Origin of the sequence: Thermobifida fusca NBRC 14071 = JCM 3263 (assembly GCF_001592045.1) — a bacterium.
Lineage (GTDB): Bacteria > Actinomycetota > Actinomycetes > Streptosporangiales > Streptosporangiaceae > Thermobifida > Thermobifida fusca.
In genome coordinates this window covers 13,279-34,761 of sequence record NZ_BCWB01000048.1, presented here as the reverse complement: position 1 = coordinate 34,761, position 21,483 = coordinate 13,279, and the positions used below count along the sequence as shown (strand labels likewise).

Below are 21,483 nucleotides of genomic sequence, written 5' to 3'. Positions count from 1 at the left end.
GTCCCTGGCAGACACCCGTGACCGACACCACGAGAGTGCCCGGTTTTTCCCGGCCCGGGAGGAACCCAGTAGGCTCCCAGCCATGACCACCTCGTACACCAGTCCGCTCCCGGAGAGCATCGACGAGCTGTGGGAGCGCCGCTCCGAACTCACTCCCGACGACGCTGAGGCCCGTGAGATCATCGTGGGCGCGGTCGACCAGATCGACGCCGGCAAGGCGCGCGTCGCCCACGTGGACCCTGAGACCGACGAGGTCGTCGTGGACCAGCGGGCCAAGCGCGCGATCCTGTTGAGCTTCCGCGTGCTGGGGATGGAAGAGTCCACGGTGGGCGGCTTCCACTACCACGACCGCATCCCGCTGAAGACCCGGTTGGACGGGGTGCGCGTGGTGCCGGGCGCGATCGCCCGGTGGGGTTCCTACATCGCCCCGGGGACGGTGCTGATGCCGTCCTTCACCAACATCGGCGCCTACGTCGACTCCGGCACCATGGTGGACACGTGGGCCACGGTCGGCTCCTGCGCCCAGGTCGGCAAGAACGTGCACCTGTCCGGCGGGGTCGGGGTCGGCGGTGTGCTGGAGCCGCCGCAGGCGTCCCCGGTCATCATCGAGGACGACGCGTTCCTGGGCTCGCGCAGCATGGTGGTCGAGGGGGCGCGGGTGCGCCGCGGCGCCAAGCTCGGCGCGGGCACGATCCTCACTGCCTCGACCCGCGTGTTCGACGCCGAGACCGGTGAAGAGCTCAAGCGCGGTGAAGCTCCGGCCTGGTCGGTGTGCGTGACCGCCAACCGGGTGAAGAGCTTCCCGGGCGGCGACTTCGGCCTGCCCTGCCTGCTCGTGCTCAAGCGCCTGGAGGAGGGGCAGGAGCACGACAAGCTCGCGCTCAACGAACTGCTCCGCGAGCACGGCGTCAACGGCTGACCCTCGCTTCTTCCCACCGGTCCCGGTCGGCTCGAAGGAGCAGGCCGGGACCGGTAGCGTGTCCCCGTCCCGTCTCACCACGAAAGCGCAGCCATGTTGGATCTCACCGCGGATGTCCGTGACCTCACTGCACGCCTCATCGACATCGCGTCGGTGAGCGGGGAAGAGGAGCCGCTCGCTGACGCGGTAGAGCAGGCGCTGCGGTCCTATGCGCATTTGACTGTGCTGCGGGACGGCAACGCGGTCGTGGCCCGCACCGACCTGGGGCGGGAGCGGCGCGTGATCCTCGCCGGGCATCTGGACACGGTGCCGATCGCCGACAACGTGCCTTCCCGCGTCGTGGACGGCAGGCTCTACGGCTGCGGGGCCTCCGACATGAAGAGCGGGGTGGCGGTCCAGCTCAAGCTGGCCGCGACCCTGACCGACCCGGTCTACGACCTCACGTTCGTCTTCTACGACTGCGAGGAGGTCGAAGCGGAGCGCAACGGGCTGCGACGGCTCGTCGCCCGGCATCCCGACTGGCTGCGCGGGGACTTCGCGGTGCTGCTGGAGCCCACGGGGGGCCAGATCGAAGGCGGCTGCCAGGGCACCATGCGGGTGGAGGTGACCGCGCAGGGGGTGCGCGCGCACAGCGCCCGCTCGTGGATGGGCCGCAACGCCATCCACGAAGCCGGCCGGATCCTCGACGTGCTGCGCGCCTACACGCCGCGCCAGCCCGAAGTGGACGGACTGCGCTACCACGAAGGGCTCAACGCGGTGGGGATCACCGGCGGGGTGGCGGGCAACGTCATCCCCGACCAGTGCGTCGTCACCGTCAACTACCGGTTCGCCCCCGACCGCACCCCGCAGGAAGCCGAAGCCCACCTGCGGGAAGTGTTCGACGGGTTCGACGTGCGGGTGACCGACGTGGCGGCAGGGGCCCGCCCAGGGCTGGACCATCCCACGGCGGCCGCGTTCGTGGCCTCGGTCGGCGGCGGGCAGGCACGCGCGAAACTCGGGTGGACCGATGTGGCGCGCATGGCCGAGCTGGGGATTCCCGCGGTCAACTACGGTCCCGGGGATCCCACCCTCGCGCACACGAAAGACGAGTGGGTGGACTTGGCGGAGATCGCCACCGCGGAGCAGCGGATGGCCGCCTGGCTGACCGGGGCAGGGTAAAGGCGCTTGCCGCGGTGGTTGTCGCCGCTCAGACCGCTTGCGGACACCGTTGCTTGGCCTGAAAGTCGATGCGAGAAACCTCAGAGTGGGTAACGTTGCGACATGACGGATTCTCGATCGATCGAACGGCAGGCAGGTCCCCTCACCTACCGGGGAAGAGAGATCCCTAAGAGCACCACTGACCAGCGGCTGCTGGACCGTCGCGGCCCGACGGACTGGGTGCACACCGATCCCTGGCGGGTGCTGCGCATCCAGTCGGAGTTCGTTGAGGGCTTCGGCATGCTCTCCGAGGTGGGCAGGGCCGTGTGCGTGTTCGGCTCGGCCCGGATCAAACCGGAGACCCCCTACTACGAGCTGGGGGAGGAGATCGGCCGCAAGCTCGTGGAGGCCGGGTACACGGTCATCACCGGCGGCGGTCCGGGGTTGATGGAGGCCGCCAACAAGGGGGCCGCCGACGTCGGCGGGACCTCGATCGGCCTCGGTATCGAGCTGCCGTTCGAGCAGTCGCTCAACGACTACGTCAACCTGGGGGTCGTCTTCCGGTACTTCTTCGTCCGCAAGACGATGTTCGTGAAGTACTCCCAGGCGTTCGTCGTGCTGCCGGGCGGCTTCGGCACGCTCGACGAGCTGTTCGAAGCGCTCACCCTGGTGCAGACCGGCAAGATCACCCGCTTCCCGGTGATCCTGGTGGGCACGGACTTCTGGGGCGGCCTGGTGGAGTGGATCAACGACCGGCTGCTCGCTGAAGGCTTGATCTCTCCGAGCGACCCCGATCTGATCCACCTCACCGACGACCCGGACGACGTCATCGAGACGATCCAACGGGCCCACGCAGAGTGGGAGCGGGCCCTGGAAGAGGAGGAGGCGGTCACAGAGCTGGAGGAGGCCCTGCGGGAAGCCGAGCACTCCTGAGCCGTGGATTGTGCCGCGTCACATTCTGTGGCGGGGATGTGGCACGATCGACAGTGTGATAGCCATCCTGATCCTGACAGCACTGGCTGCCTTCGCGGTGCTCGTCACCGTGGCGGTTCTGGTCATGGGGCATGGCGGGCAACTGGCGCGGTTCGAAGCTGATCACCCTCCGCTGGACCTGCCCGTTGACCGCCTGGTGACCGGCCGTGACGTGGCGCGAATCCGGCTTCCCCTCGCGCTGTGGGGATACCATGTGCGCGCCGTTGACGAGGTGCTGGACCGGATGGCCGCCGACATCGAGGAGCGGGACGCGCGTATCGCCCAGTTGGAAGCGCGGTTGCACAGCCCCGCCTCCTCTGCAGCACGGCCACAGGTGTGGTATCCGCGTTCCCCCCGGGAAACTTCAGCGGAGGGGGGAGAGCAGCACGCTCCCGAGAGTGAAGGATCTGATACCGACCCCTGGCCGGACGCGGCCGCACCCCCCGGGGTCGAGTACGCCAACCAGCATTCCGGGATAGGAGACCGTCGAGAATGAGCGTGGAGAGTCCGCCCCAGGAGTCGTCCGGGGCGGACTTCCCTTCACAAGGGGCACGCCGCGGCGCCGACGGGCGGTTCCGCTGCCCGTGGGCGTTGGGCGCCGCCGATTTGATGCGCTACCACGACCTGGAATGGGGCGTCGTGGTCCGCGACGATCGGGGACTGTTCGAACGGGTCAGCCTGGAAGCGTTCCAGGCCGGGCTGTCGTGGCTGACCGTGCTGCGGAAACGCGCGGCGCTCCGGGAGGTGTTCTGCGGTTTCGACATGGCCCGGGTTGCGGCGTTCACGGAGCGGGACGTGCAGCGGCTGCTCGCGGACGCGCGGATCATCCGCAGCCGCGCCAAGATCGAAGCGGTCATCAGCAATGCGCGGGCGGCTTTGGCACTGCCGGAAGGGCTGGCGGAGTTCGTGTGGCGGTATGCGCCTGAGTCGCCGCCGCCCGCACCGAAGACGGCCGCGGACGTGCCCGCGTCCACCCCGGAGAGCGCCGCGTTGGCGCGGGCGTTGAAGCAGCGCGGGTTCCGTTTCGTCGGCCCGACGACCGTCTACGCGATGATGCAGGCGGTGGGGATGGTGGACGACCACCTCGTCGACTGCCACTGCCGTGGGAGCGGCACTGCCCGCGGGTATCCCGCGGAATCCCCAGCCTGAGCGGGGCGCGCCAGCGGTCGGGTGTCCGTGCCGCGGCTGCTTCTTTTCCGCACGCGGGTGGGCAATACTTTCCTTTTGCCGGTTTCCTTGGGATTGGAGAATTCGACCTAAGGAAATCCGCGAACAGTACCCCCCGAAACCCCCGCGTGCCGCGGAAAACACCACCATTATTCATGTGATTTTCGTCACATTGCTTGCCGGTGTGGGGGTAGTTCGCGTGGCTTATCCTGTTTCGCTGTATTGCGAACGTCCCCTCCATGCACGTTCGCACCGTTGGAGGAAGCGATGATCGATTCGCGCCAGAGTCCTCGCTCCACACCCCCCGTTAGGGAACAGCGGTGACCGCGCCCCCCGAATCGGAGCGGAGCACGCGCCCGTCAGCGACATCCCCGATCCGAGCGATGTCGCTGTGGCCCCCGCCCCGATCCGCCCGACACAACAACCGGCGCCCCAAACTGCCCCTCATCCTCGGTGTAGGCGTCGGCGTCGTCGTGCTGGCCGTCATGGTCGGCAGCCTGCTGTGGGGAGAAGAAGAGCCAGAACCCGAAGAACCCCCTGCTGTCGTCACCGACGGCATCCCCGAAGAGTACGCGGGAAGCTGGAGCGGGGAGATGTCCCAGCACGACGAGGAAGGCAACCTGGTCGCCGACTGGGTGGTCCAGCTCAAACTCGACGCGGGGACTGACCGAGGCAGTGCAGAACTGCTTCCCTTCCACTGCCGGGGCAGCATCGTCCTCACCGAGCAGACCGCGGAATCTCTCGTGTTCGACTACGCGGAAACCTACGATCCGGAGGACCGCTGTATCGACACGAGCATGCTCACCCTGACCCAACGCGTCCCCGGAACACTCGAGGCCACGTGGGAGGGTATCTCCCGAGAAGGAACCGTCATGACCTCCACGGGTACCCTCAAGTAGGTTCGCCCCATGCCCGCCGCCAGCCAGGACAACGACGGCGGGCCCAGCCAATCGGGAGGACCGATGGCCGATCCGGCCCCCTTGATCGACACCGACCCCGCGCGCATCGGGGAGTACACGCTACTTGGACGGCTCGGACAGGGCGGTCAGGGAGTCGTCTACCTCGGAAGCGCCCCTGACGGGGCACGGGTGGCGGTCAAGACGCTGCACCGGGACGCCCTCGACCTGCCGGGCCTGCGCGAACAGCTCGCCGAAGAAGTCGAGATGGCCCGCCGGGTTGCGCGGTTCTGCACCGCGCAAGTGCTCGCCGCCGACCTCGACGCCGACCCGCCCTACGTGGTCAGCGAGTACGTGGAAGGCCCCTCGCTGCAGGCCGTGGTCCGCGAGCGAGGGCCGCTGCGCGGAGCCAGCCTGGAACGGCTCGCAGTCGGCACCCTCACCGCCCTCGCCGCCATCCACCAGGCCGGAATCGTGCACCGCGACTTCAAACCGGCCAACGTGCTCATGGCCCCCGGGGGCCCGCGCGTCATCGACTTCGGCATCGCCCGGGCCCTCGAAGGAACCGCGATCCTCACCAGCAGGATCGCCGGGACCCCCGCCTACATGGCCCCGGAGCAGATCACCGGTGGGCCGCTCGGACCGGCCGTCGACATGTTCGCCTGGGGTGCCACCCTCGTCTACGCGGCCAACGGGCGCGGCCCGTTCGGCCACGGCTCCCTGAAAGCCGTAGTCCAGCGAGTCATCAACGACGAACCGGACTTCGGGGAGCTCAGCGGCACCCTGCGCGAAATCGCGGAACGCTGCCTGAACAAAGACGCCGCCCAGCGGCCGACCGCGGCCGAAACCCTCATGCTGGTGCTCGGCATCGAAGGGCCGCCCCCGACTGAGGAGCCCAGCACGGACACGGCCATCCCCGTCACCCACCAGACCCTCGTGGCCGGGGCGATCGCCGCTGCCGACACGGGAGAGCAGGAGAGCGCCGCGGAACTCTACCGCTCCTACCCGCCGGCCCCTCCGCCACCGCACTCCAACGTCGCGGCCCAGCCGTCTCCGACGCCCCCGCCACACCCGCAGACCGCCAGCGGCCCCCAGCCTTCCCTGCCCTCGACTGGTGCACAGCACTCCGGATACGGGTATGCGACCGGGCCGCACCAGTCCGGATACGGGTATGCGACCGGTCCCCAGCAGGGCGGGTACGCGCCCCCGCCCGGACCGCACCAGCACGCCTATCCCACCCCCCATTCCGGGAATGCGGCCATCCCGCCCCACGGGGGGCCGAGCGGCCCCTACGCCCCCGCCCAGCCGTGGATGCCGTCCACCGGGGGCTACCCCCAGACCAGCCAGCCCTATAGCGGGCAGCAGTACCAGCAGCAGGCCGAGGGGACCAGCACCGCGTTCGTGCTCGGCGTCGTCAGCATCGCCGTCATCGCCGGGGTCCTGCTCTTCATCCTGCTGTTCCTGCTGATCGGCAGCCTCGGCTGACCGTGCCGCGCTGCCGGTCAGCATCCGCGGAAGGCGGGCTGCCGCTGCTCGAGGAAAGCCAGCGCGGCCTGCAGGTGGTCGGCGGTCTCCACGCACTGGTCTTGGAGGCTGGCTTCGATCTCCAAAGCACCTGCCAGGTCCAGCGCCGCGCCGCACCCCACCTCCGCCTTGATCGCGGAATAGGCCACGGTCGGCCCGGAAGCCAGGCGCAGGGCGAGACTGCGCGCGGCGTGTGCCAGCTCCTCCGGTGCGACAACCCGGGCGACCAGCCCGATATCGAGGGCGCGTTCTGCCGTCACCGGCTCGGCGAGCAGCAGCATCTCCATCGCCCGCGCCTGGCCCACCAGCCGCGGCAGCGTCCAGGAGACCCCGGAATCCGCGCCCAGCCCCAGACTGGCGAACGCGAGGACGAACGACGCGCCGGCGGCAGCGATCCGCAAGTCCGCGGCGAACGCCAGCCCGGCGCCCGCGCCCGCCGCCACGCCGTTGACCGCGGCGACCACCGGCTTAGGCATCCGGGCCATGGTCAACACGATGGGGTTGGTGTAGGCGCGCACCGTGTCCCCGAAGCCTTTGCCTTCGCTGAGCCGCCGACCGTGCTCCACCATGTCCCAGCCAGCGCAGAACGCTTCGCCCGCCCCGGTGAGCAGCACCGCGCGGACCGCGGCGTCCCCGCGCGCCCGCTCCAAAGCCTCGAGCAGCAGCTGCTGCGTTTCCACGGTGAGCGTGTTGCGCATTTCCGGCCGGTTCAGCGTGATCGTGGCGACCCCGTCGGCAGCCTCGTAGCGGACGCTCTCTTTATCGGACATTGACTCTCCTTGACACAGCGGGTCCGTAATTCGCGGAGCGCAGTCCTCGCCCGAGACTGTCCTGGCTGGTGGAATAAGGAATCCCACGGGGGTAGCAGAGTCTTCGGACGGCACCGCCAGCACCGTTGCCGTCCCACGATCGTCGAGTTTCGTCCGGCTCACAACCTCCCGGTCGTTTCCAACCCGGGGCCAAAACCGAGATAATGACAGATCAGTGATTCGTTCACTGAGTCACGCGGATTCGGCCCGCTCCGCACTCCGGACTCGTTGAGACGATCCGGGACGCCGATGGACCGACTCACACACGCGCGACCATCGTCTAGGAAAGGGGATACGGCATGGCGGCGATGAAGCCGAGGACCGGAGATGGACCGCTGGAGGTCACCAAGGAGGGTCGCGGCATCATCATGCGGGTTCCGCTGGAGGGCGGTGGGCGTCTGGTGGTCGAGCTGACCCCGGCCGAGGCCGGTGAACTCGCCAACGCACTCAACGAAGTCGTCAGTTAACGGTTTTCCCACCGTTGTCCCATCGTGGTGCCGGGCGACCAGACCTGACTGCGTCTTCACCCCCGCCCACACGGTCAGCGAGAGTGATCGTCCGGCCACGCGATATCCGAATCCACGAGGAATGTGAGTGCCCGTGCCGCTCGCTACGGAGATCCACCCGACTGACGGCGTCCTCGCCGAATCCACCGCTGACCGCCTCGCGATCATCGTCCGCGCTGGAACGGACGGGCCGCAGCCGGTAGCGGACGGCGTAGGACTGAGCCTGACCAACCTCGACGCCCGGCTTCCCGCGTCGGTGGCGCAATTGTTCGACACCTACGAATTCCGCGGGAAAGCAGGGCAGATCGTCGAGTTCCCGGTGGATCTCGGTCGAGGGCTGATCCGCCTGTCGTTCCTCGGGGTCGGCGACGCCACCCCCGAGGAGATGCGCAAGGCGGGCGCGGCGTTCGCACGCTCGGTGAGAGGAAGCTCCCGAGCCGCGGTCAACGCTGCTGTCTCGGGTCACGACCCGGAAGCGCTGACCGCCTTCGTGGAAGGGGCGTTGCTGGCCTCCTACACGTTCACGCTGACTGAGACAGCCGAGGGCACCGCGCCCGCGGCAGCGATCGACCTGGTTGGTTCGGCAGCCTCCGAGGCCGCCGAACCAACCAGGCGGGGCACGGTCCTGGCCCGGGCTACCGCCATGGCCCGGGACCTCATCAACACTCCCGCAGCGGAGAAAAGCCCCGCGTGGCTCGCGTCTCGAGCCGAAGCCATCGGCGCAGAAGCGGGACTGTCGGTCCGGGTCTGGGACGAGGAAGCCCTGTACCACGACGGGTTCGGCGCGATCCTGACCGTCGGCCAAGGATCGCCCCGGCCGCCGCGACTGGTGGAACTCTCCTACCGCCCAGCCGGCGCCACCGAGCACATCGTCCTCGTCGGCAAAGGCATCACCTTCGACACCGGCGGACTGTCGTTGAAACCCAACGACAACATGAAGCTCATGAAGACCGACATGAGCGGCGCCGGAATCATCCTCGCGGTCCTCTCGGCCGTGCAGGAACTCGGCGTCCGGGTCTCGGTCACCGGGCTGCTCGCGATCGCGGAGAACGCCTTCTCCGGTTCGGCCATGCGGCTAGGCGATGTGCTGACCACCTACAGCGGGCGCACCGTCGAAGTGCTCAACAGCGACGCGGAAGGCCGCCTCGTGCTCGCCGACGCGATCGGCTACGCCGTCACCAAGCTGGCCCCCGACACCCTGGTGGACGTGGCTACGCTCACCGGGGCAGCCAGGGTCGCCCTGGGCAGCGGGATCGGCGCCCTCTTCGCCACCGACGACACGCTGGCCGCCGCACTCGTCGACGCGGGGAAGCGGTCCGGCGAGACCCTGTGGCGGATGCCGCTGCACGAGGAGTACCGCGACGCCCTCGACTCTCCCGTCGCCGACCTGGCGAACACGAGCGTCAAAGACGACTACGGGCACCCCGGAGCCATCGAGGCTGCGCTCTTCCTCCGCGAATTCGTCGGCTCCGTGCCCTGGGCGCACCTGGACATCGCCGGCCCGGGCCGGTCCATGAGCGACGAGGGAATCCTCAGCAAGGGCGGTACCGCGTTCGGCACCCGGCTGCTGCTGCGCTGGCTCGCCGAACGGTAAACTCCCGCACCCCCTGAACCGGGCAGCAGCCTCGGACCTGCCGCTGTCCGGAACCGCAGCAGCGCCCACCCCCGGTTCGGCAGGCCCAAAGTCCTCTCGTGTGTGCGGTGCGGAACTTAATCGTTCCCCGCGGTGTTAATGAAAAGCAGGAGTATCGACGCCCCGCCACGTGGACCGAGTGCCGAACGAAGGGAGTGCTAGTGGCAGACCCAGCCCCTGCCGCCGACTTCGGCCATTGGGAGCCGCCAAGCTGGGAAGAGGTGGTACGCACCCACTCGGCTCGGGTCTACCGGCTCGCCTACCGGCTGACCGGCAACCAGCACGACGCTGAAGACCTCACCCAGGAGGTCTTCATCCGCGTCTTCCGGTCGCTGGCCAACTACACTCCCGGAACCTTCGAGGGGTGGCTGCACCGCATCACCACCAACCTGTTCCTCGACATGGCGCGGCGCCGTTCCCGCATCCGCTTCGAAGGACTCGCGGAAACCGCCAACGACCGTCTCGAGGGTCGGGAACCCTCCCCCGCGCAGGCTTACGACGACCGCCACTTCGACGCCGACGTGCAGGCCGCACTCGACGCACTCTCCCCCGAGTTCCGCGCCGCCGTTGTGCTGTGTGACATCGAAGGGCTCTCCTACGAGGAGATCGCCGCCACTCTGGGAGTGAAGCTGGGCACGGTGCGCAGCCGAATCCACCGCGGCCGAGCCCAACTCCGCGCCGCGCTGCAGCACCGCCGCCAGGCAGCCGAACGGGTCGGGGAGGTCACGGAAGCATGAGCCACCTAGAGGAGCAGCTCTCCGCCTTCATCGACGGCGAGTTGGGGCACAGCGAGCGGGAACGGGTGCTCAGCCACCTCGCCCGCTGCGAACCATGCCGGTTCGAAGCCGCCATGCTGCGCCAGTTGAAACAGCGGCTGTGCACCCTGCGGCCCCCAGAACCCGCCTCCGAGTTCCTCACCCGGCTCCTCGCCCTTCCCGAGGCCACCACCGGGGACCCGCCCGCACCCCCCAGCGGGTTCGGTGCGTCCCCGCCCCTGGGAGCAGGCCAACCGCTCGGCGGACTCCCCCTGCCGCGCCCGGAACGGCGCCCCGCCCCGGCCCGCGGACTCTTCCGGTTCCGCGGCGAGTGGGGGCGCGCCCGCTACGCGGTCGCGGGAGTCTCCATGCTCGCCGCCGCCCTCGGCACCGCGTTCCTCGCCGGTGGAGACCCCGCGGAACCCCCCGTGGTCACCCCGGCGCTCACCGACTACGCGATCGAACACGCGGCCGTCTCCGGGCAATCCCCGCTGGGGGACCCCGCCACGGTCCCAGTGGTCACCCGTCCCCTGTCCCCGCACGATGCACCAACAGTGCAGGTTGTCCAGACGGTCAACCGCGGGGTGATGCGGTCGGACACCCCTGAGCACCGGTGAGCGGGGGCCGTGACACGGCCGGTCCCCGATGGCGTGCACCGGCCACGGCAGCCGTGCTGTGCCTGCTGCTGTGCCTGGTATCCGTCGCCGTTGTCGGCGACTCTGCCGACCGTCCCGCGGAACGGCGCGGCGGGGACGGCATGGCGGTCCTGCGGCGCGCCGCAGAGACCAGCGTCCGCCTCTCCTACCAGGGGGTCCGCGTGGTGTCCTGGGTCGACAGCACGGGCCGCACGGAAACCGCCCGGCTGAACATCCTCCACCAGCCCGGCGTGGGCACGCTGGTCAGTCCACTCCACGACACCGGGGAAGGCACCAACCTGCTGGTCGGATCAACCCCCTGGGGCAGGGTGGGCAAAGACGTGCTCGACGTGCTGGAAACCAACTTCTGGGTCCGCACCGAAGGGGAAACCCAGATTGGGCAGCGCTCCGCCGTGGGTGTGGTCGCCCAACGGGACAACGGGCAGGTCGCGGCCCGCTTCTGGACCGATGAGCACACCGGGCTGCTGCTGCGTCGCGAAGTGTACGACATCAGCGGGGAAGTCGCGCAGACCAGCGTGTTCGAATCCATCCAGTTCGGTGTGGACGCGGCCGCGCTTGCCGAGGAGACACGACAGCCCGACGTCGTCAGCCGACCCTGGGGCGACGAACTCGACCCGCAGGAACTCCGCCAGTTGCGAGACGAAGGCTGGGTGCTGCCGGAACGGCTGCTGTGGGGCTTCGAACTGGTTGAGGCCCGCGCCACCGGCGAAGGAGACGAGCGGATCACCCACCTGACCTACTCCGACGGGATCAGCGTGATCTCCGTGTTCACCCAGCGCGGCAGCCTCGGCGGGGCAGCGGTCACCGGGCTGCGCCGGACCGAAGAGGATGGCGCCCTCGTCCACGTCGCCGACGAAGGCGGCCAGCACCAGCGGATCTGGGAAGCGGACGGGTTCGTGCACACGGTGCTCGCCGACGCGCCAGCGGGTCTCGTCGCCGACGTCCTCCACGCGCTGCCCCCGCCCGACCGCCACGGTTTCTGGGAGCGAGTCGGTCGAGGTTTCGAACGCGTGGGAACGTGGCTCGACTAATGTGCATCCCAGAGAAGGGGCATGCGGAACCCCGTGGTCACGGACGAGTGTGGCCTCCTTAACCAGCGTTGATCTTGTGCGCGCCAGGATGGATCGGGCAGTAACAGACGGAGATCACATGACCGACGAGACCGGACGCCGCGACATACACGGAGAGGCGGAAGACCCGGTGACGGGACCGGCAAAGCCCCCGTCCGGGCCGTACACCGGTTCCGCGTCAGGCCCCGCCACAGCACCGCCGGCCAGCCCGGGCGGGATGAGCCCCGGGCCAGCGTGGTCGCCCACCGGAGAGCAGCCCGCCGCATCCGGATGGAATCCTTCCGCGGGGCCGGGACCGGTCAGGCAGACTCCGTCATCGCACACCCAGACCTGGGCGGTTCCTCCCGGACTGCGGAATCCGGGGCCCCCGCCCGACGCAGTCCACTCCACCGGGCAGTGGCCGGTCTTCACCCCCGGCATCCCCGCGGAAGAACCGCAGCAGCGGCCCCGCCGGAACGGCATGCCGCTGTGGGCGGTGCTGCTCATCGTCATGGTTGTAGCCGCAGGATCGGCAGGTGTCGGCGGCATGGTGGGCGCCTCCCTCGTCGCCCCAGAAGAATCCCCGCCCCCGCAGAGCAGCGGCGCGCTCAACAACGAAGTGCCCAGCGACGTGCCGAGCCGCGCCCCCGACACTATTGCCGGGGTCGCCCAGCGGGTCAGCCCCAGCGTGGTATCGATCCGCAGCACCAGCCCGCAGCTCAGCGGCAACGGCTCCGGGTTCGTCATCGAAGGCAACTACGTGGTGACCAACAACCACGTGGTCGACGCGGTGCGCCGCGGCGGGATCGAAGTCGTCTACAGCGACGGCCACGTCAGCCGGGCTGAAGTGGTGGGCGCGGCAGCCTCCTCCGACTTGGCGGTGCTCAAACTAGCGGACCCGTTGGATGTGGAACCGCTGGAATTCGGCGACTCTGATGAGGTAGCCGTCGGCGACACCGTGATCGCGATCGGCGCCCCGCTCGGACTGGACGGCACGGTCACCTCGGGGATCGTCAGCGCCCTCAACCGCCCGGTGACCGTGGGGGAGGACGGCCAAGAGGCCTACCTCAGCGCGATCCAGACCGACGCGGCCATCAACCCAGGCAACTCGGGGGGCCCGCTCGTCAACGAGCAGGGCCTGGTGATCGGGGTCAACTCGGCGATCGCCACCATGAGCGGGTCGAGCGGGGAGCAGAGCGGCAGCATCGGCCTCGGATTCGCGATCCCCTCCAACCAGGCCTCGCGGGTGGTGGAACAGCTCATCGAAACCGGTGAAGCACCGCATGCCGTCATCGGCGCCATCCTCGACCTGCGCTATCCGGAGCAGGGCGCGCTGATCATGGAAGCGGGCCGGGGCGCGGAGACCGTGATGCGGGGCGGCCCCGCGGACCAGGCCGGCCTGCGGCCCGGCGACGTCATCGTGGAGTTCGACGGCACCACGGTGCGGGACGCCACCCAGCTCATCACCCTGATCCACACCAAAGCCCCCGGCGACCGGGTGGAGGTCCGCTACCTGCGGAACGGGAGAGAACACACCACGACCCTGGTGCTGGGGTCGTCCAACGACTAGGCCGTACACGCATCGAGGTCCCGGTCCTCCTGGTGAGGGCCGGGACCTCGCACGTCTTCCAGTTCCTTGAGTCGGTGTTCGATCAGCGGCGGGTGGGGCTCAACCCCAGCATCATGCCGGCCAGGCCGCGCGGCTTGCCGAGCAGCTCCTCGGCGATCGACCGCAGCACCTTGCCTGCCTCACTGTCCGGGGCGTCGAGCACCAGCGGAACACCGCGGTCGCCGCCTTCCCGAAGCGCCACGTCCAACGGCACTTGGCCCAGCAGCGGGACCTTGGTGCCCAAGGTCCGCGACAGCCCGTCGCAGACCGCCTGGCCCCCGCCTTCACCGAAGATGTAGACCCGCTCGTCGCTGCCCGGGGCCTGGTAGTAGGACATGTTCTCGATCACGCCAGCGACCCGCTGGTGGGTCTGCGCGGAGATCGACCCGGCGCGTTCGGCAACCTCGGCCGCAGCCTGCTGCGGGGTGGTCACCACGAGGATCTCGGCGTTCGGCAGGAGCTGCGCCACCGAGATCGCGACGTCACCGGTGCCCGGGGGAAGGTCCATCAGCAAGACGTCCAGGTCACCCCAGTAGACGTCGGCGAGGAACTGCTGCAGTGCGCGGTGCAGCATCGGGCCGCGCCAGACGACCGCCTGGTTGCCCTGGGTGAACATGCCGATCGAAATCACTTTGATCCCGTGCGCGGTCGGCGGCAGGATCATGTCCTCAACCTTGGTGGGGCGGTCGCTGACACCCAGCATCCGCGGCACGGAGTGTCCGTAGATGTCGGCGTCCACAACCCCCACCTTGTGGCCCTGGGCCGCCATGGCAGCAGCCAGGTTCACCGTGATCGAGGACTTGCCGACCCCACCCTTGCCAGAGGCGACAGCAAACACCTTGGTGAGTGAGTTCGGCTTGGCGAACGGGATCTCCTTCTCTGCGTGGCCACCGCGCAGTTTGGCCTGCAGCGCCTTGCGCTGCTCGTCGCTCATGACGTCGAGCGTGACCTTGACTCCGGTCACCCCCGGCACTTTGCTGACTGCGTCGGCGACATCCTTTTCGATGCGGCCACGCATGGGACAGCCGGCCACCGTGAGGTAGATACCGACGGAGACCGTGCCGTCGTCGTGGATCTCGACGCTTTTGACCATGTCGAGTTCGGTGATGGGGCGGTGGATCTCCGGGTCCTTGACGGTGGCCAGAGCCGCGTTCACCTGCTCGGTGGTGGGTGTGGTGGACATGTCATCAATGGTACGAAAGCCCAGGTGCCCCACGCGCAGGTGACCTTGCCCACCTGCCGTAGCCGAAGTGGGACGTTCTTAACACCGGTAATACACGTTCCACTAGTAGTGTCGGACGGACGATGGGAAACGTGCCACCACCGTGGCCGTCCGGACCCGACCCTCGGGAACGGGCGGTTCCACAGCATTCTCAGGTATGGGCATCGCCCGGCCAGGCAGCGCATCCGGGGGGACCGGATGCGGTATGGGCGTGGCCGCCGCCCGTAAAACCACCCCGGCCGCGGGTCGACACGCCGCCGCCCGGTGTTCCTTATCACAGAATGGGCCGCACCGAACGGCACCGCTGGTGGAAACCACCACTGGCCATCGGCTGCGCGATCCCGCTCTCCTTCGGCTTGGGCCTGTTCTTCGTGCTCGTGCTGGAACTGGTGAAAGCCATCCGGCACATCCCTGCCGACGTGGCGGAGCTCGGCCACCCGGTCGCCGACCTCGCCGTGGAACTGGTGCTGGTGATCGTGCTGCTTCCCGCGGTGCTGATCGCGGTGCGGGTCGTCCAGCGGCGACGGGCCGGCACGCTGTCCTCTGTGGAGGGGCGGCTGCGTTGGCGGTGGCTGCTGCGCTGCACTGCCGTGGCCGTCGGATGCGTCGTCGTCTCCTTCGGCGGGCTGATGGCGCTCCTGGTGATCACGGAACCGGGAGAACCGCTGTTCGGCGAGTTCGCGGGAATGGAGACGTTCCTCGCCGCACTGGCGGTCATCTTCCTGCTGGTGCCCTTCCAGGCCGCGGCTGAGGAGTACGCGCTGCGCGGCTTCCTCATGCAGCTTGTCGGCGGCTACGGGGACCCGACACGGCCGGGGCGTTCCGCGCCGGGCCGTCTCTTCCACCGGTTCCTCGCCTCCCCAGTGCCCGCGATCCTGGTCAGCGGCCTGATCTTCACCCTGCTGCACGACTACTACGACTGGGCGCTGCTCGACGTCGCAGTGTTCGGCCTGGGCATGGCGTGGCTCACCTGGTACACCGGGGGACTGGAAGCGGCGATCGCCCTGCACGTCGTCCACAACCTCGTGGCGTTCGTGCTGGCTGCCTACGAAGGAGATTTCGACAGTTCCGGCGACACCGGCAGTTGGCAGTCACTCCTCGCCACGATCGTCGAAGTGAGCGTGTTCTGCCTGGTGGTGGCGTGGATGCGGCGCAAACAGGCGATACGCCACACTACGCCGGAAGCAGAGGCCACCCCACCGGCACGGCCGCAGTCTCCCCCACCGTCCCCCCAGTGGTCGTAAAGAACGTTTCTTCCATGGTCCTTCGGGTAGCTCCCGAAGGACCATGAAGACTGCGCCTACGTGTCCCCGCTGCGGACGCGCCGTCCACGAACCTGATCTCTGGTCGAGCGCGTGGCGGTGTGACGCGCACGGACCGGTGACCCCGTTGCGGGCCGTACGGGACCCCAGTCCCACGTCTTTGGAAGTCGTACTCGACGAAGCGAAGGTGCCGGTCTGGCTGCCGTGGCCGCTGCCAGACAACTGGGTGATCACCGGGTTCGCCGACGTCGGCGAAGAACGCACGGGGACGCTCGCTGCAGCGGTCGCCCTGTCCGGCCCCGCCCCGCTAGGCGGGCTCGGGGAACTGGTGATCGTCTCCGAAGAACCCGGCATCGGGCTCGCCGCCCGCATCGCGCGCCTCGACGGCCCCGATCCAGGAAACAGCTTCGACCGGAACCCGCCCGCAGCCAAAGTCCGCAACGACGGACACGAAATCGCCCTGTGGTCCCTTGACGGGGGACCGGAGCGCGCCATCTACGTCGGCGAGGCGATGGCCCAGTGGCTGTGGTTCATCTTCAGCCCCGCCGACAGCGGGGTGCTCATGTGCGAAATCGACGCCATCCACGACTTGCGCGACGCCCGCGATGTCGGCCCCTTCCCCACACTCCCGTTCGGTGCGCCCTCCCCGTTCCTCACCGAGTCGCTGAAACCCGCCGGGTGAGGTTCCCCGCGCTGACCTATGATCGGGGCGATGCGCATCGATCTGCACTCCCACAGCTCTGTTTCTGACGGCACCGACACTCCCGCCGAGGTCGTCGCCCACGCGGCCGCGGCCGGGCTCGACGTGCTGGCCCTCACCGACCACGACACCACGGCGGGAATCCTGGAGGCCGCCCAACACCTCCCCCGCGGGCTCACCCTGGTTCCCGGCATCGAACTGTCCTGCGCCTACCAGGGGTCCAGCGTGCACCTGCTGGGCTACCTCTTCGACCCGGACCACCCCGAACTCACCGCGGAACTGCAGCGCATCCGCGACGACCGCGTCATCCGCGCCAAGACCATGGTGGAGCGGCTGCAAGCCCACGGGGTGCCGGTCACCTGGGAACGTGTCCGCGCCCTCGCCGGGGAAGAGGACGGCCGCAACGTGGTCGGCCGTCCGCACGTCGCCCAAGCCCTCGTCGAAGCCGGTGCCGCCGAGGACGTGCAGGACGCGTTCGACCGGTGGATCGGCTCCGGCAAACCCGCCCACGTGACCCGGTATGCGCTGGACCCGGTGCGGGCTGTCCGACTGATCCGTGCTGCCGGCGGCGTGTGCGTGCTGGCTCACCCGGCCCGCAGCGAAGGCGCGTTGACGCACGCCGTCCCCGACGACCTGGTGGAACGCATGGCCGAGGCGGGGCTCAACGGGATCGAAGCCGACCACCCGTCGCACGACGACGAAGAGCGCGCCTCCTGGCGGCGCCGGGCCGAAGAGCTCGGCCTGGTCGTTACCGGGTCCAGCGACGACCACGGTGAGCTGACCGGACGCCGTCTGGGCTGCTGCACGACAGAGCCCGACGCCTACGCTGCGCTTGCCGCCCAGGCAAGCGGGGCCGAGCCGTACGTGGGCTGATCCTGCCGCACCGACTCTTGAGTACTTTTAACCATTCCGGTCGATACTGGCTGTGAACTGGTTGGATACGGGCCACAACGAGGCGGGGCGCCCACGCAGAGTCCTGGTGTGGCCTCGTCGAATACCGATCAGTGACCTCCGGCCGTAACAATAGGCCCGCACCAGTGATCAGTCGTAAGCAAACCGAAGGGGCGGCACGTGTTCTGGAAACGGAAGGCCAAGAAGAAGAGTGAGGCCGAGGCGGACGCCGCCGTGACCACCGTCGAAGACGCGGAGGAGGCTGCGGACGCCAGCTCCGACGAGGAATCCGCGCAGGCCGACACGGGCAGCAGTGCGGATGCGTCCGACGGTGCGGAGAAGGCGTCCGAGGCCGGGGACGGCAGCTCCGACAGCAGCGACCTGTCCATCGAGCGGGTCGAAATGGCAGGAACCCTCGAGGTCGACGGCGAAGAGTACGAGGTCGTCACCAACACCTGGATCGTCCAGATCGACGAGGACGGTGTCGTCGTCGTCAACCCGGGGGAGGACGCCAAAGCCATCCTCGAAAAAGTCGGCGACCGCGAGATCTACCTGGTTGCCTGCACCAACGGCTACCGGCCGCACATCGCTGGCGCGGTGGAAGTCGCCGAGAGGGACGAAGCGCCGATCGCCCTGCACCCCAAGGAGCTGCGCCGCTGGCGCAAAGTCCACGGTGTCGAGCACAGCCCCGAGATCGAGGCGGAGGGCGGCGGCAAGCTGACCATCGGCGATGTGGAAGTGGAGATCCTGCCCACTCCCGGCACCGCTCCCGGCTCGCTGTCCTACTACTTCCCTCACATCAAGGCGGTGTGCAGCGGCGACACGCTGCTCGCCGGAAAACTCGGCACGGTCGGCGACGGCTACATGGACTACACGTCCCAGCTCGCCTCGGTCGGCGAGGTCCTGCTGGCGCTCCCGGAGGAGACCCGGGTCCTGCCGTCCACGGGCGAGGAGACCACCATCGCCGAGGAGTCCAAGAACTTCGACTCCTGGGTGCTCGGGGAGTGACGGCCCGGCCACCGTGGTGTCGGCACTCAGCGGCACAGCCCTGCCGGTGCCACGGTGGCCGCGTCAACGGGACTCTGCCTGGTCCCAGAAGGCGGTGAGGGCGGCAGCGGTGGCTTCGGGGGCTTCCACGTTAGGCGAGTGGGCGGCCCCGGGGATCACCACGCACCGGGCGTTCAGGACGGCAGCCATCGCGGACTGGGTCGCCGGGGACCAGGCGTCGTCGTCCTCCCCGTAGAGCACCAGAGTGGGCAGCCCGGCCGCGGCCAGTTCCGCGGTGCGGTCCGGGGCGGAAGTCACCTCCTGCGCCATGCGGAGCAGGCCCAGGGGATGGTTGGCCAGCATCCGCTCCCGCATGAAGACGTGGATCTCCTCGGGCAGCCCGCTGGCCCGGTACTGGTCTTCCAAGTGCTCCCACCAGATCCGGTGAACGATCTCCCGGGTGGGGGAGGGGCCGAGCGCGGCGATCAGCCGCAGGGCGTCCTCCCGGCGCGACCCTTCGACCCCGGACGGGCCGGACCCCAGCAACGCGTGGGAGAGCAGCGGGACCGCTGTGGAGAGCACGGTCTCCCGGGTGACCAGTCCGCCGAACGAGTGCCCCAGCAGGTGGACCGGCCCCTGCTCGAGGGCGGCGATGACCTCGGCAACCGCCCGGCCCAGCGCCGCACACGAGTAGGCGTCCAGCGTGTCGCTGCCGGGAGACTGGTACTGGCCCGGCAGGTCGATCGCATACACTCGGCGCCCCGCCTGGGCCAGCGGTCCCAGCAGCGCAATGAAGTCTTCTTTGCTTCCGGTGAACCCGGGCACCAGCACTGCGGTGTGCCGGTCAGGGGCCCCGCCGACCGGGCCGGCGGCGAGGGCCGCGATCGGACCGGACGGGGTGGGGATGGTGGTGCGGTGGGCACCGGGAGGAAGGGTCAGGATCCGAGGAGTGCTCACGAGCGCTCACCCTAGAGGACCGCGGTGCGGGCGCGGAAACCGGCACGGCACCGGGCGGGCCGTTGCGTAGCAGGCCCTGGGCTCCGCGGGGTTAGGCGCGGTCGCTGTTCGTCCCGGCGTTCCGGCGACTGCGGCGGCGTGTGCGCCGACGGGTGCGGGCAGACGAGTCCGCGTCGCTTTTCGCTGCGGTCTCACCGGTGGGCTCCGCAGCTGAGCGGGTCGTGGGGACGCCACGCCGGGTGCGTTTCCGGGGCCGGGACCGGCGCTGCCGCGAACGCTCCCGGTCCTTGGTGCGGGAGGCCCGCCCGGTCTCCCCGATGTCCTCTACTTCTTCCGCTGCCAGACCGGCCCGGTCCTGCTCCTCCTTGGCGAGCACTCCCTTGGCGTCCCGCGGAATGTCGAGAGCGTCGAAGAAGTGCGGCGACGTGGAGTAGGTCTCCGGCGGGTCAGCGAAAGGCAGCCCCAACGCCCGGTTGATCAGCTTCCACCGCAGGAGTTCCTGCCAGTCGATGAACGTGACAGCGGTCCCGGACCGTCCCGCCCGGCCGGTCCGGCCGATGCGGTGCGTGTAGGTCTTCTCGTCGTCGGGGCACTCGTAGTTGACCACGTGCGTCACGTCGTCCACGTCGATGCCCCGGGCGGCCACGTCGGTGGCAACCAGCACGTCGACTTTGCCGTTGCGGAACGCGCGCAGCGCCCGCTCCCGCTGGCCTTGCCCCAGGTCGCCGTGGACGGCTGCGGCAGCGAACCCGCGGCGGCACAGCTCCGTGGAGACGTGGTGGCATTCCCGTTTGGTCTGGCAGAACACCATGGTCAGGCCCCGGTTGCGCGCCTGGAGCAGGCGGGCCAGCATTTCCAGCTTGTCCAGCGGATGGGTGCGGAAGACATGCTGGGTGACCTGGCCGGAACCGGTGTCGAGGGGATCGTCTTCAGCGCGGATGTGGGTGGGGCGGCGCAGGTATTTGCGGGACAGCGCCACGATTTCGCTCGGCATTGTCGCCGAGAACAGCATGGTCTGCCGCTGGTCAGGGGTTTTCGCGAGGATCCGTTCAATGTCGGGCAGGAAGCCGAGGTCGAGCATCTTGTCGGCTTCGTCCAGGACGAGCGCGGTCACCTCGGACAGGATCAGGTGGCGCTGCTTCACCAAGTCCAGGAGGCGCCCCGGGGTGCCCACGACGATGTCGACACCCTTGCGCAGGGCAGAGATCTGCGGCTCGTAGGCGCGTCCCCCGTACACGGTGGCGATCCGCACGTCGATGCGTTTGCTTGCCGTGGCCAGGTCCGCGGCCACCTGGATCGCGAGTTCCCGGGTCGGCACCACCACGAGCGCGCGGGGGCGCTTGGCTGATCCGGGCTGTGTGTGGACCCGCTGAAGCAGCGGGAGCCCGAAAGCGAACGTCTTACCGGTTCCGGTGCGCGCCTGTCCGATGATGTCGGCGCCGGTCAGTGCCAAGGGCAGGGCCATGGACTGGATGGGGAAGGGGGCGACGATGCCCTCGGCTTCCAAGGCGTCGGCGATGTCGTCGATGACGCCGAGATCGCGAAAAGTGGTCTGATCTGAACTGTGCGTACTTCTGATAGTGGTCAGGGTCGATGCCTCCATCTAGGCGGGCCGCGTACGCGGCGGGTCGGACGAGCCCGGCTGCGGGACCGGCGCGGCTCAGCAAAGCGAGGAGCTCGCGCGGCGCCCCGGTACGCCGAGACGAGGACGTCGGTCGTGACAGGTAGCGGTCCCAGGGCCTCCGTTGGTGGATACTCGCGGATCGCGGAGGCCACAGCGGGCGGGAGCGGTCGCGGCCGTAGGAGGCTGCGGCCTGTCTCCTACCGCGAGT

General features: G+C 69.1%; 21 protein-coding genes. 17 read left to right on the top strand and 4 right to left on the bottom strand.

Features of this window, described 5'->3' with window-relative positions:
- Positions 1-82 precede the first annotated feature (82 nt).
- The 7 genes from TF1_RS12905 (at position 83) to TF1_RS12875 (ending at position 6,576) form a co-directional block, all read left to right on the top strand.
- Positions 83-919 carry a 2,3,4,5-tetrahydropyridine-2,6-dicarboxylate N-succinyltransferase gene (locus TF1_RS12905; protein ID WP_011290941.1) on the top strand — a complete coding sequence of 279 codons (837 nt, stop codon included), beginning with the start codon at positions 83-85 and terminating at the stop codon, positions 917-919.
- A 93-nt stretch (positions 920-1,012) separates the two neighbouring features.
- Complete coding sequence (gene dapE, locus TF1_RS12900) at positions 1,013-2,077, top strand: succinyl-diaminopimelate desuccinylase (protein ID WP_011290942.1); 1,065 nt, start codon at positions 1,013-1,015, stop codon at positions 2,075-2,077.
- Between the two features lie 102 nt (positions 2,078-2,179).
- Positions 2,180-2,989 (top strand): LOG family protein, encoded by an 810-nt coding sequence (locus tag TF1_RS12895; protein ID WP_011290943.1) that lies wholly within the window; start codon positions 2,180-2,182, stop codon positions 2,987-2,989.
- 55 nt (positions 2,990-3,044) lie between these two features.
- On the top strand, positions 3,045-3,524 hold the full coding sequence (locus TF1_RS12890) for a hypothetical protein (protein WP_104612838.1): 480 nt from the start codon (positions 3,045-3,047) through the stop codon (positions 3,522-3,524).
- The gene (locus tag TF1_RS12885) at positions 3,521-4,177 is read left to right on the top strand and encodes a DNA-3-methyladenine glycosylase I (RefSeq protein WP_011290945.1); all 657 of its coding nucleotides are present in this window, start codon (positions 3,521-3,523) and stop codon (positions 4,175-4,177) included. The genes TF1_RS12890 and TF1_RS12885 overlap by 4 nt, the downstream gene beginning before the upstream one ends.
- A 338-nt stretch (positions 4,178-4,515) precedes the next feature.
- The gene (locus TF1_RS12880) at positions 4,516-5,094 is read left to right on the top strand and encodes a hypothetical protein (protein ID WP_061783925.1); all 579 of its coding nucleotides are present in this window, start codon (positions 4,516-4,518) and stop codon (positions 5,092-5,094) included.
- Positions 5,095-5,157: 63 nt separating this feature from the next.
- The gene (locus TF1_RS12875; protein WP_016188211.1) at positions 5,158-6,576 is read left to right on the top strand and encodes a serine/threonine-protein kinase; all 1,419 of its coding nucleotides are present in this window, start codon (positions 5,158-5,160) and stop codon (positions 6,574-6,576) included.
- Positions 6,577-6,593: 17 nt separating this feature from the next.
- Here the strand turns inward: TF1_RS12875 and TF1_RS12870 are convergent, their stop codons facing one another.
- A complete protein-coding gene (locus tag TF1_RS12870; protein ID WP_011290948.1) occupies positions 6,594-7,385 on the bottom strand; it encodes an enoyl-CoA hydratase-related protein in 792 nt (263 codons plus the stop codon).
- Between the two features lie 338 nt (positions 7,386-7,723).
- Here TF1_RS12870 and TF1_RS15945 point away from each other — a divergent pair, with 338 nt between their 5' ends.
- From TF1_RS15945 to TF1_RS12845, 6 genes are all read left to right on the top strand, one after another.
- Positions 7,724-7,891: a DUF3117 domain-containing protein gene (locus tag TF1_RS15945; RefSeq protein WP_011290949.1), complete on the top strand. Its 168-nt coding sequence runs from the start codon at positions 7,724-7,726 to the stop codon at positions 7,889-7,891.
- Between the two features lie 133 nt (positions 7,892-8,024).
- On the top strand, positions 8,025-9,524 hold the full coding sequence (locus TF1_RS12865; protein WP_016188212.1) for a leucyl aminopeptidase: 1,500 nt from the start codon (positions 8,025-8,027) through the stop codon (positions 9,522-9,524).
- Positions 9,525-9,724: 200 nt separating this feature from the next.
- Entirely contained in the window at positions 9,725-10,300 is a 576-nt protein-coding gene (gene sigE, locus TF1_RS12860; RefSeq protein ID WP_011290951.1) for an RNA polymerase sigma factor SigE, read from the top strand.
- On the top strand, positions 10,297-10,935 hold the full coding sequence (locus TF1_RS12855) for an anti-sigma factor family protein (RefSeq protein ID WP_011290952.1): 639 nt from the start codon (positions 10,297-10,299) through the stop codon (positions 10,933-10,935). Before sigE ends, TF1_RS12855 begins: the two co-directional genes overlap by 4 nt.
- Positions 10,932-12,005: a sigma-E factor regulatory protein RseB domain-containing protein gene (locus TF1_RS12850; protein ID WP_061783924.1), complete on the top strand. Its 1,074-nt coding sequence runs from the start codon at positions 10,932-10,934 to the stop codon at positions 12,003-12,005. The genes TF1_RS12855 and TF1_RS12850 overlap by 4 nt, the downstream gene beginning before the upstream one ends.
- 118 nt (positions 12,006-12,123) lie before the next feature.
- Positions 12,124-13,593, top strand: coding sequence for a trypsin-like peptidase domain-containing protein (locus TF1_RS12845; protein WP_156482506.1), 1,470 nt, complete (start codon positions 12,124-12,126; stop codon positions 13,591-13,593).
- A gap of 82 nt (positions 13,594-13,675) precedes the next feature.
- Here TF1_RS12845 and TF1_RS12840 read toward each other — a convergent pair whose 3' ends face one another.
- Positions 13,676-14,815: an Mrp/NBP35 family ATP-binding protein gene (locus TF1_RS12840; protein ID WP_016188215.1), complete on the bottom strand. Its 1,140-nt coding sequence runs from the start codon at positions 14,813-14,815 to the stop codon at positions 13,676-13,678.
- Positions 14,816-15,135: 320 nt separating this feature from the next.
- On the opposite strand from TF1_RS12840, the gene TF1_RS12835 reads away from it, so the two are divergent.
- The 4 genes from TF1_RS12835 to TF1_RS12820 all read left to right on the top strand — a co-directional run bounded on the left by TF1_RS12835 (position 15,136) and on the right by TF1_RS12820 (position 18,715).
- The gene (locus TF1_RS12835; RefSeq protein WP_016188216.1) at positions 15,136-16,098 is read left to right on the top strand and encodes a CPBP family intramembrane glutamic endopeptidase; all 963 of its coding nucleotides are present in this window, start codon (positions 15,136-15,138) and stop codon (positions 16,096-16,098) included.
- Between the two features lie 43 nt (positions 16,099-16,141).
- The gene (locus TF1_RS12830) at positions 16,142-16,798 is read left to right on the top strand and encodes a DUF6758 family protein (protein ID WP_011290957.1); all 657 of its coding nucleotides are present in this window, start codon (positions 16,142-16,144) and stop codon (positions 16,796-16,798) included.
- Positions 16,799-16,828: 30 nt separating this feature from the next.
- On the top strand, positions 16,829-17,689 hold the full coding sequence (locus TF1_RS12825) for a PHP domain-containing protein (RefSeq protein ID WP_104612843.1): 861 nt from the start codon (positions 16,829-16,831) through the stop codon (positions 17,687-17,689).
- A 198-nt stretch (positions 17,690-17,887) separates the two neighbouring features.
- Complete coding sequence (locus TF1_RS12820; protein ID WP_011290959.1) at positions 17,888-18,715, top strand: MBL fold metallo-hydrolase; 828 nt, start codon at positions 17,888-17,890, stop codon at positions 18,713-18,715.
- A 63-nt stretch (positions 18,716-18,778) separates the two neighbouring features.
- On the opposite strand, the gene TF1_RS12815 is transcribed toward TF1_RS12820, so the two are convergent.
- Positions 18,779-19,651, bottom strand: coding sequence for an alpha/beta fold hydrolase (locus tag TF1_RS12815; protein WP_016188219.1), 873 nt, complete (start codon positions 19,649-19,651; stop codon positions 18,779-18,781).
- Positions 19,652-19,742: 91 nt separating this feature from the next.
- Positions 19,743-21,254 (bottom strand): DEAD/DEAH box helicase, encoded by a 1,512-nt coding sequence (locus tag TF1_RS12810; RefSeq protein ID WP_016188220.1) that lies wholly within the window; start codon positions 21,252-21,254, stop codon positions 19,743-19,745.
- Positions 21,255-21,483: the final 229 nt, after the last annotated feature.

What these genes read in the sequence shown, in the direction of transcription:
- TF1_RS12905 (WP_011290941.1), top strand. Translation starts at nt 83, where the DNA reads ATGACCACCTCGTACACCAGTCCGCTCCCGGAGAGCATCGACGAGCTG.
- dapE (WP_011290942.1), top strand. Translation starts at nt 1,013, where the DNA reads ATGTTGGATCTCACCGCGGATGTCCGTGACCTCACTGCACGCCTCATC.
- TF1_RS12895 (WP_011290943.1), top strand. Translation starts at nt 2,180, where the DNA reads ATGACGGATTCTCGATCGATCGAACGGCAGGCAGGTCCCCTCACCTAC.
- TF1_RS12885 (WP_011290945.1), top strand. Translation starts at nt 3,521, where the DNA reads ATGAGCGTGGAGAGTCCGCCCCAGGAGTCGTCCGGGGCGGACTTCCCT.
- TF1_RS12875 (WP_016188211.1), top strand. Translation starts at nt 5,158, where the DNA reads ATGGCCGATCCGGCCCCCTTGATCGACACCGACCCCGCGCGCATCGGG.
- TF1_RS12870 (WP_011290948.1), bottom strand. Translation starts at nt 7,385, where the DNA reads ATGTCCGATAAAGAGAGCGTCCGCTACGAGGCTGCCGACGGGGTCGCC.
- TF1_RS15945 (WP_011290949.1), top strand. Translation starts at nt 7,724, where the DNA reads ATGGCGGCGATGAAGCCGAGGACCGGAGATGGACCGCTGGAGGTCACC.
- TF1_RS12855 (WP_011290952.1), top strand. Translation starts at nt 10,297, where the DNA reads ATGAGCCACCTAGAGGAGCAGCTCTCCGCCTTCATCGACGGCGAGTTG.
- TF1_RS12845 (WP_156482506.1), top strand. Translation starts at nt 12,124, where the DNA reads ATGACCGACGAGACCGGACGCCGCGACATACACGGAGAGGCGGAAGAC.
- TF1_RS12840 (WP_016188215.1), bottom strand. Translation starts at nt 14,815, where the DNA reads ATGTCCACCACACCCACCACCGAGCAGGTGAACGCGGCTCTGGCCACC.
- TF1_RS12835 (WP_016188216.1), top strand. Translation starts at nt 15,136, where the DNA reads ATGGGCCGCACCGAACGGCACCGCTGGTGGAAACCACCACTGGCCATC.
- TF1_RS12830 (WP_011290957.1), top strand. Translation starts at nt 16,142, where the DNA reads ATGAAGACTGCGCCTACGTGTCCCCGCTGCGGACGCGCCGTCCACGAA.
- TF1_RS12825 (WP_104612843.1), top strand. Translation starts at nt 16,829, where the DNA reads ATGCGCATCGATCTGCACTCCCACAGCTCTGTTTCTGACGGCACCGAC.
- TF1_RS12810 (WP_016188220.1), bottom strand. Translation starts at nt 21,254, where the DNA reads ATGGAGGCATCGACCCTGACCACTATCAGAAGTACGCACAGTTCAGAT.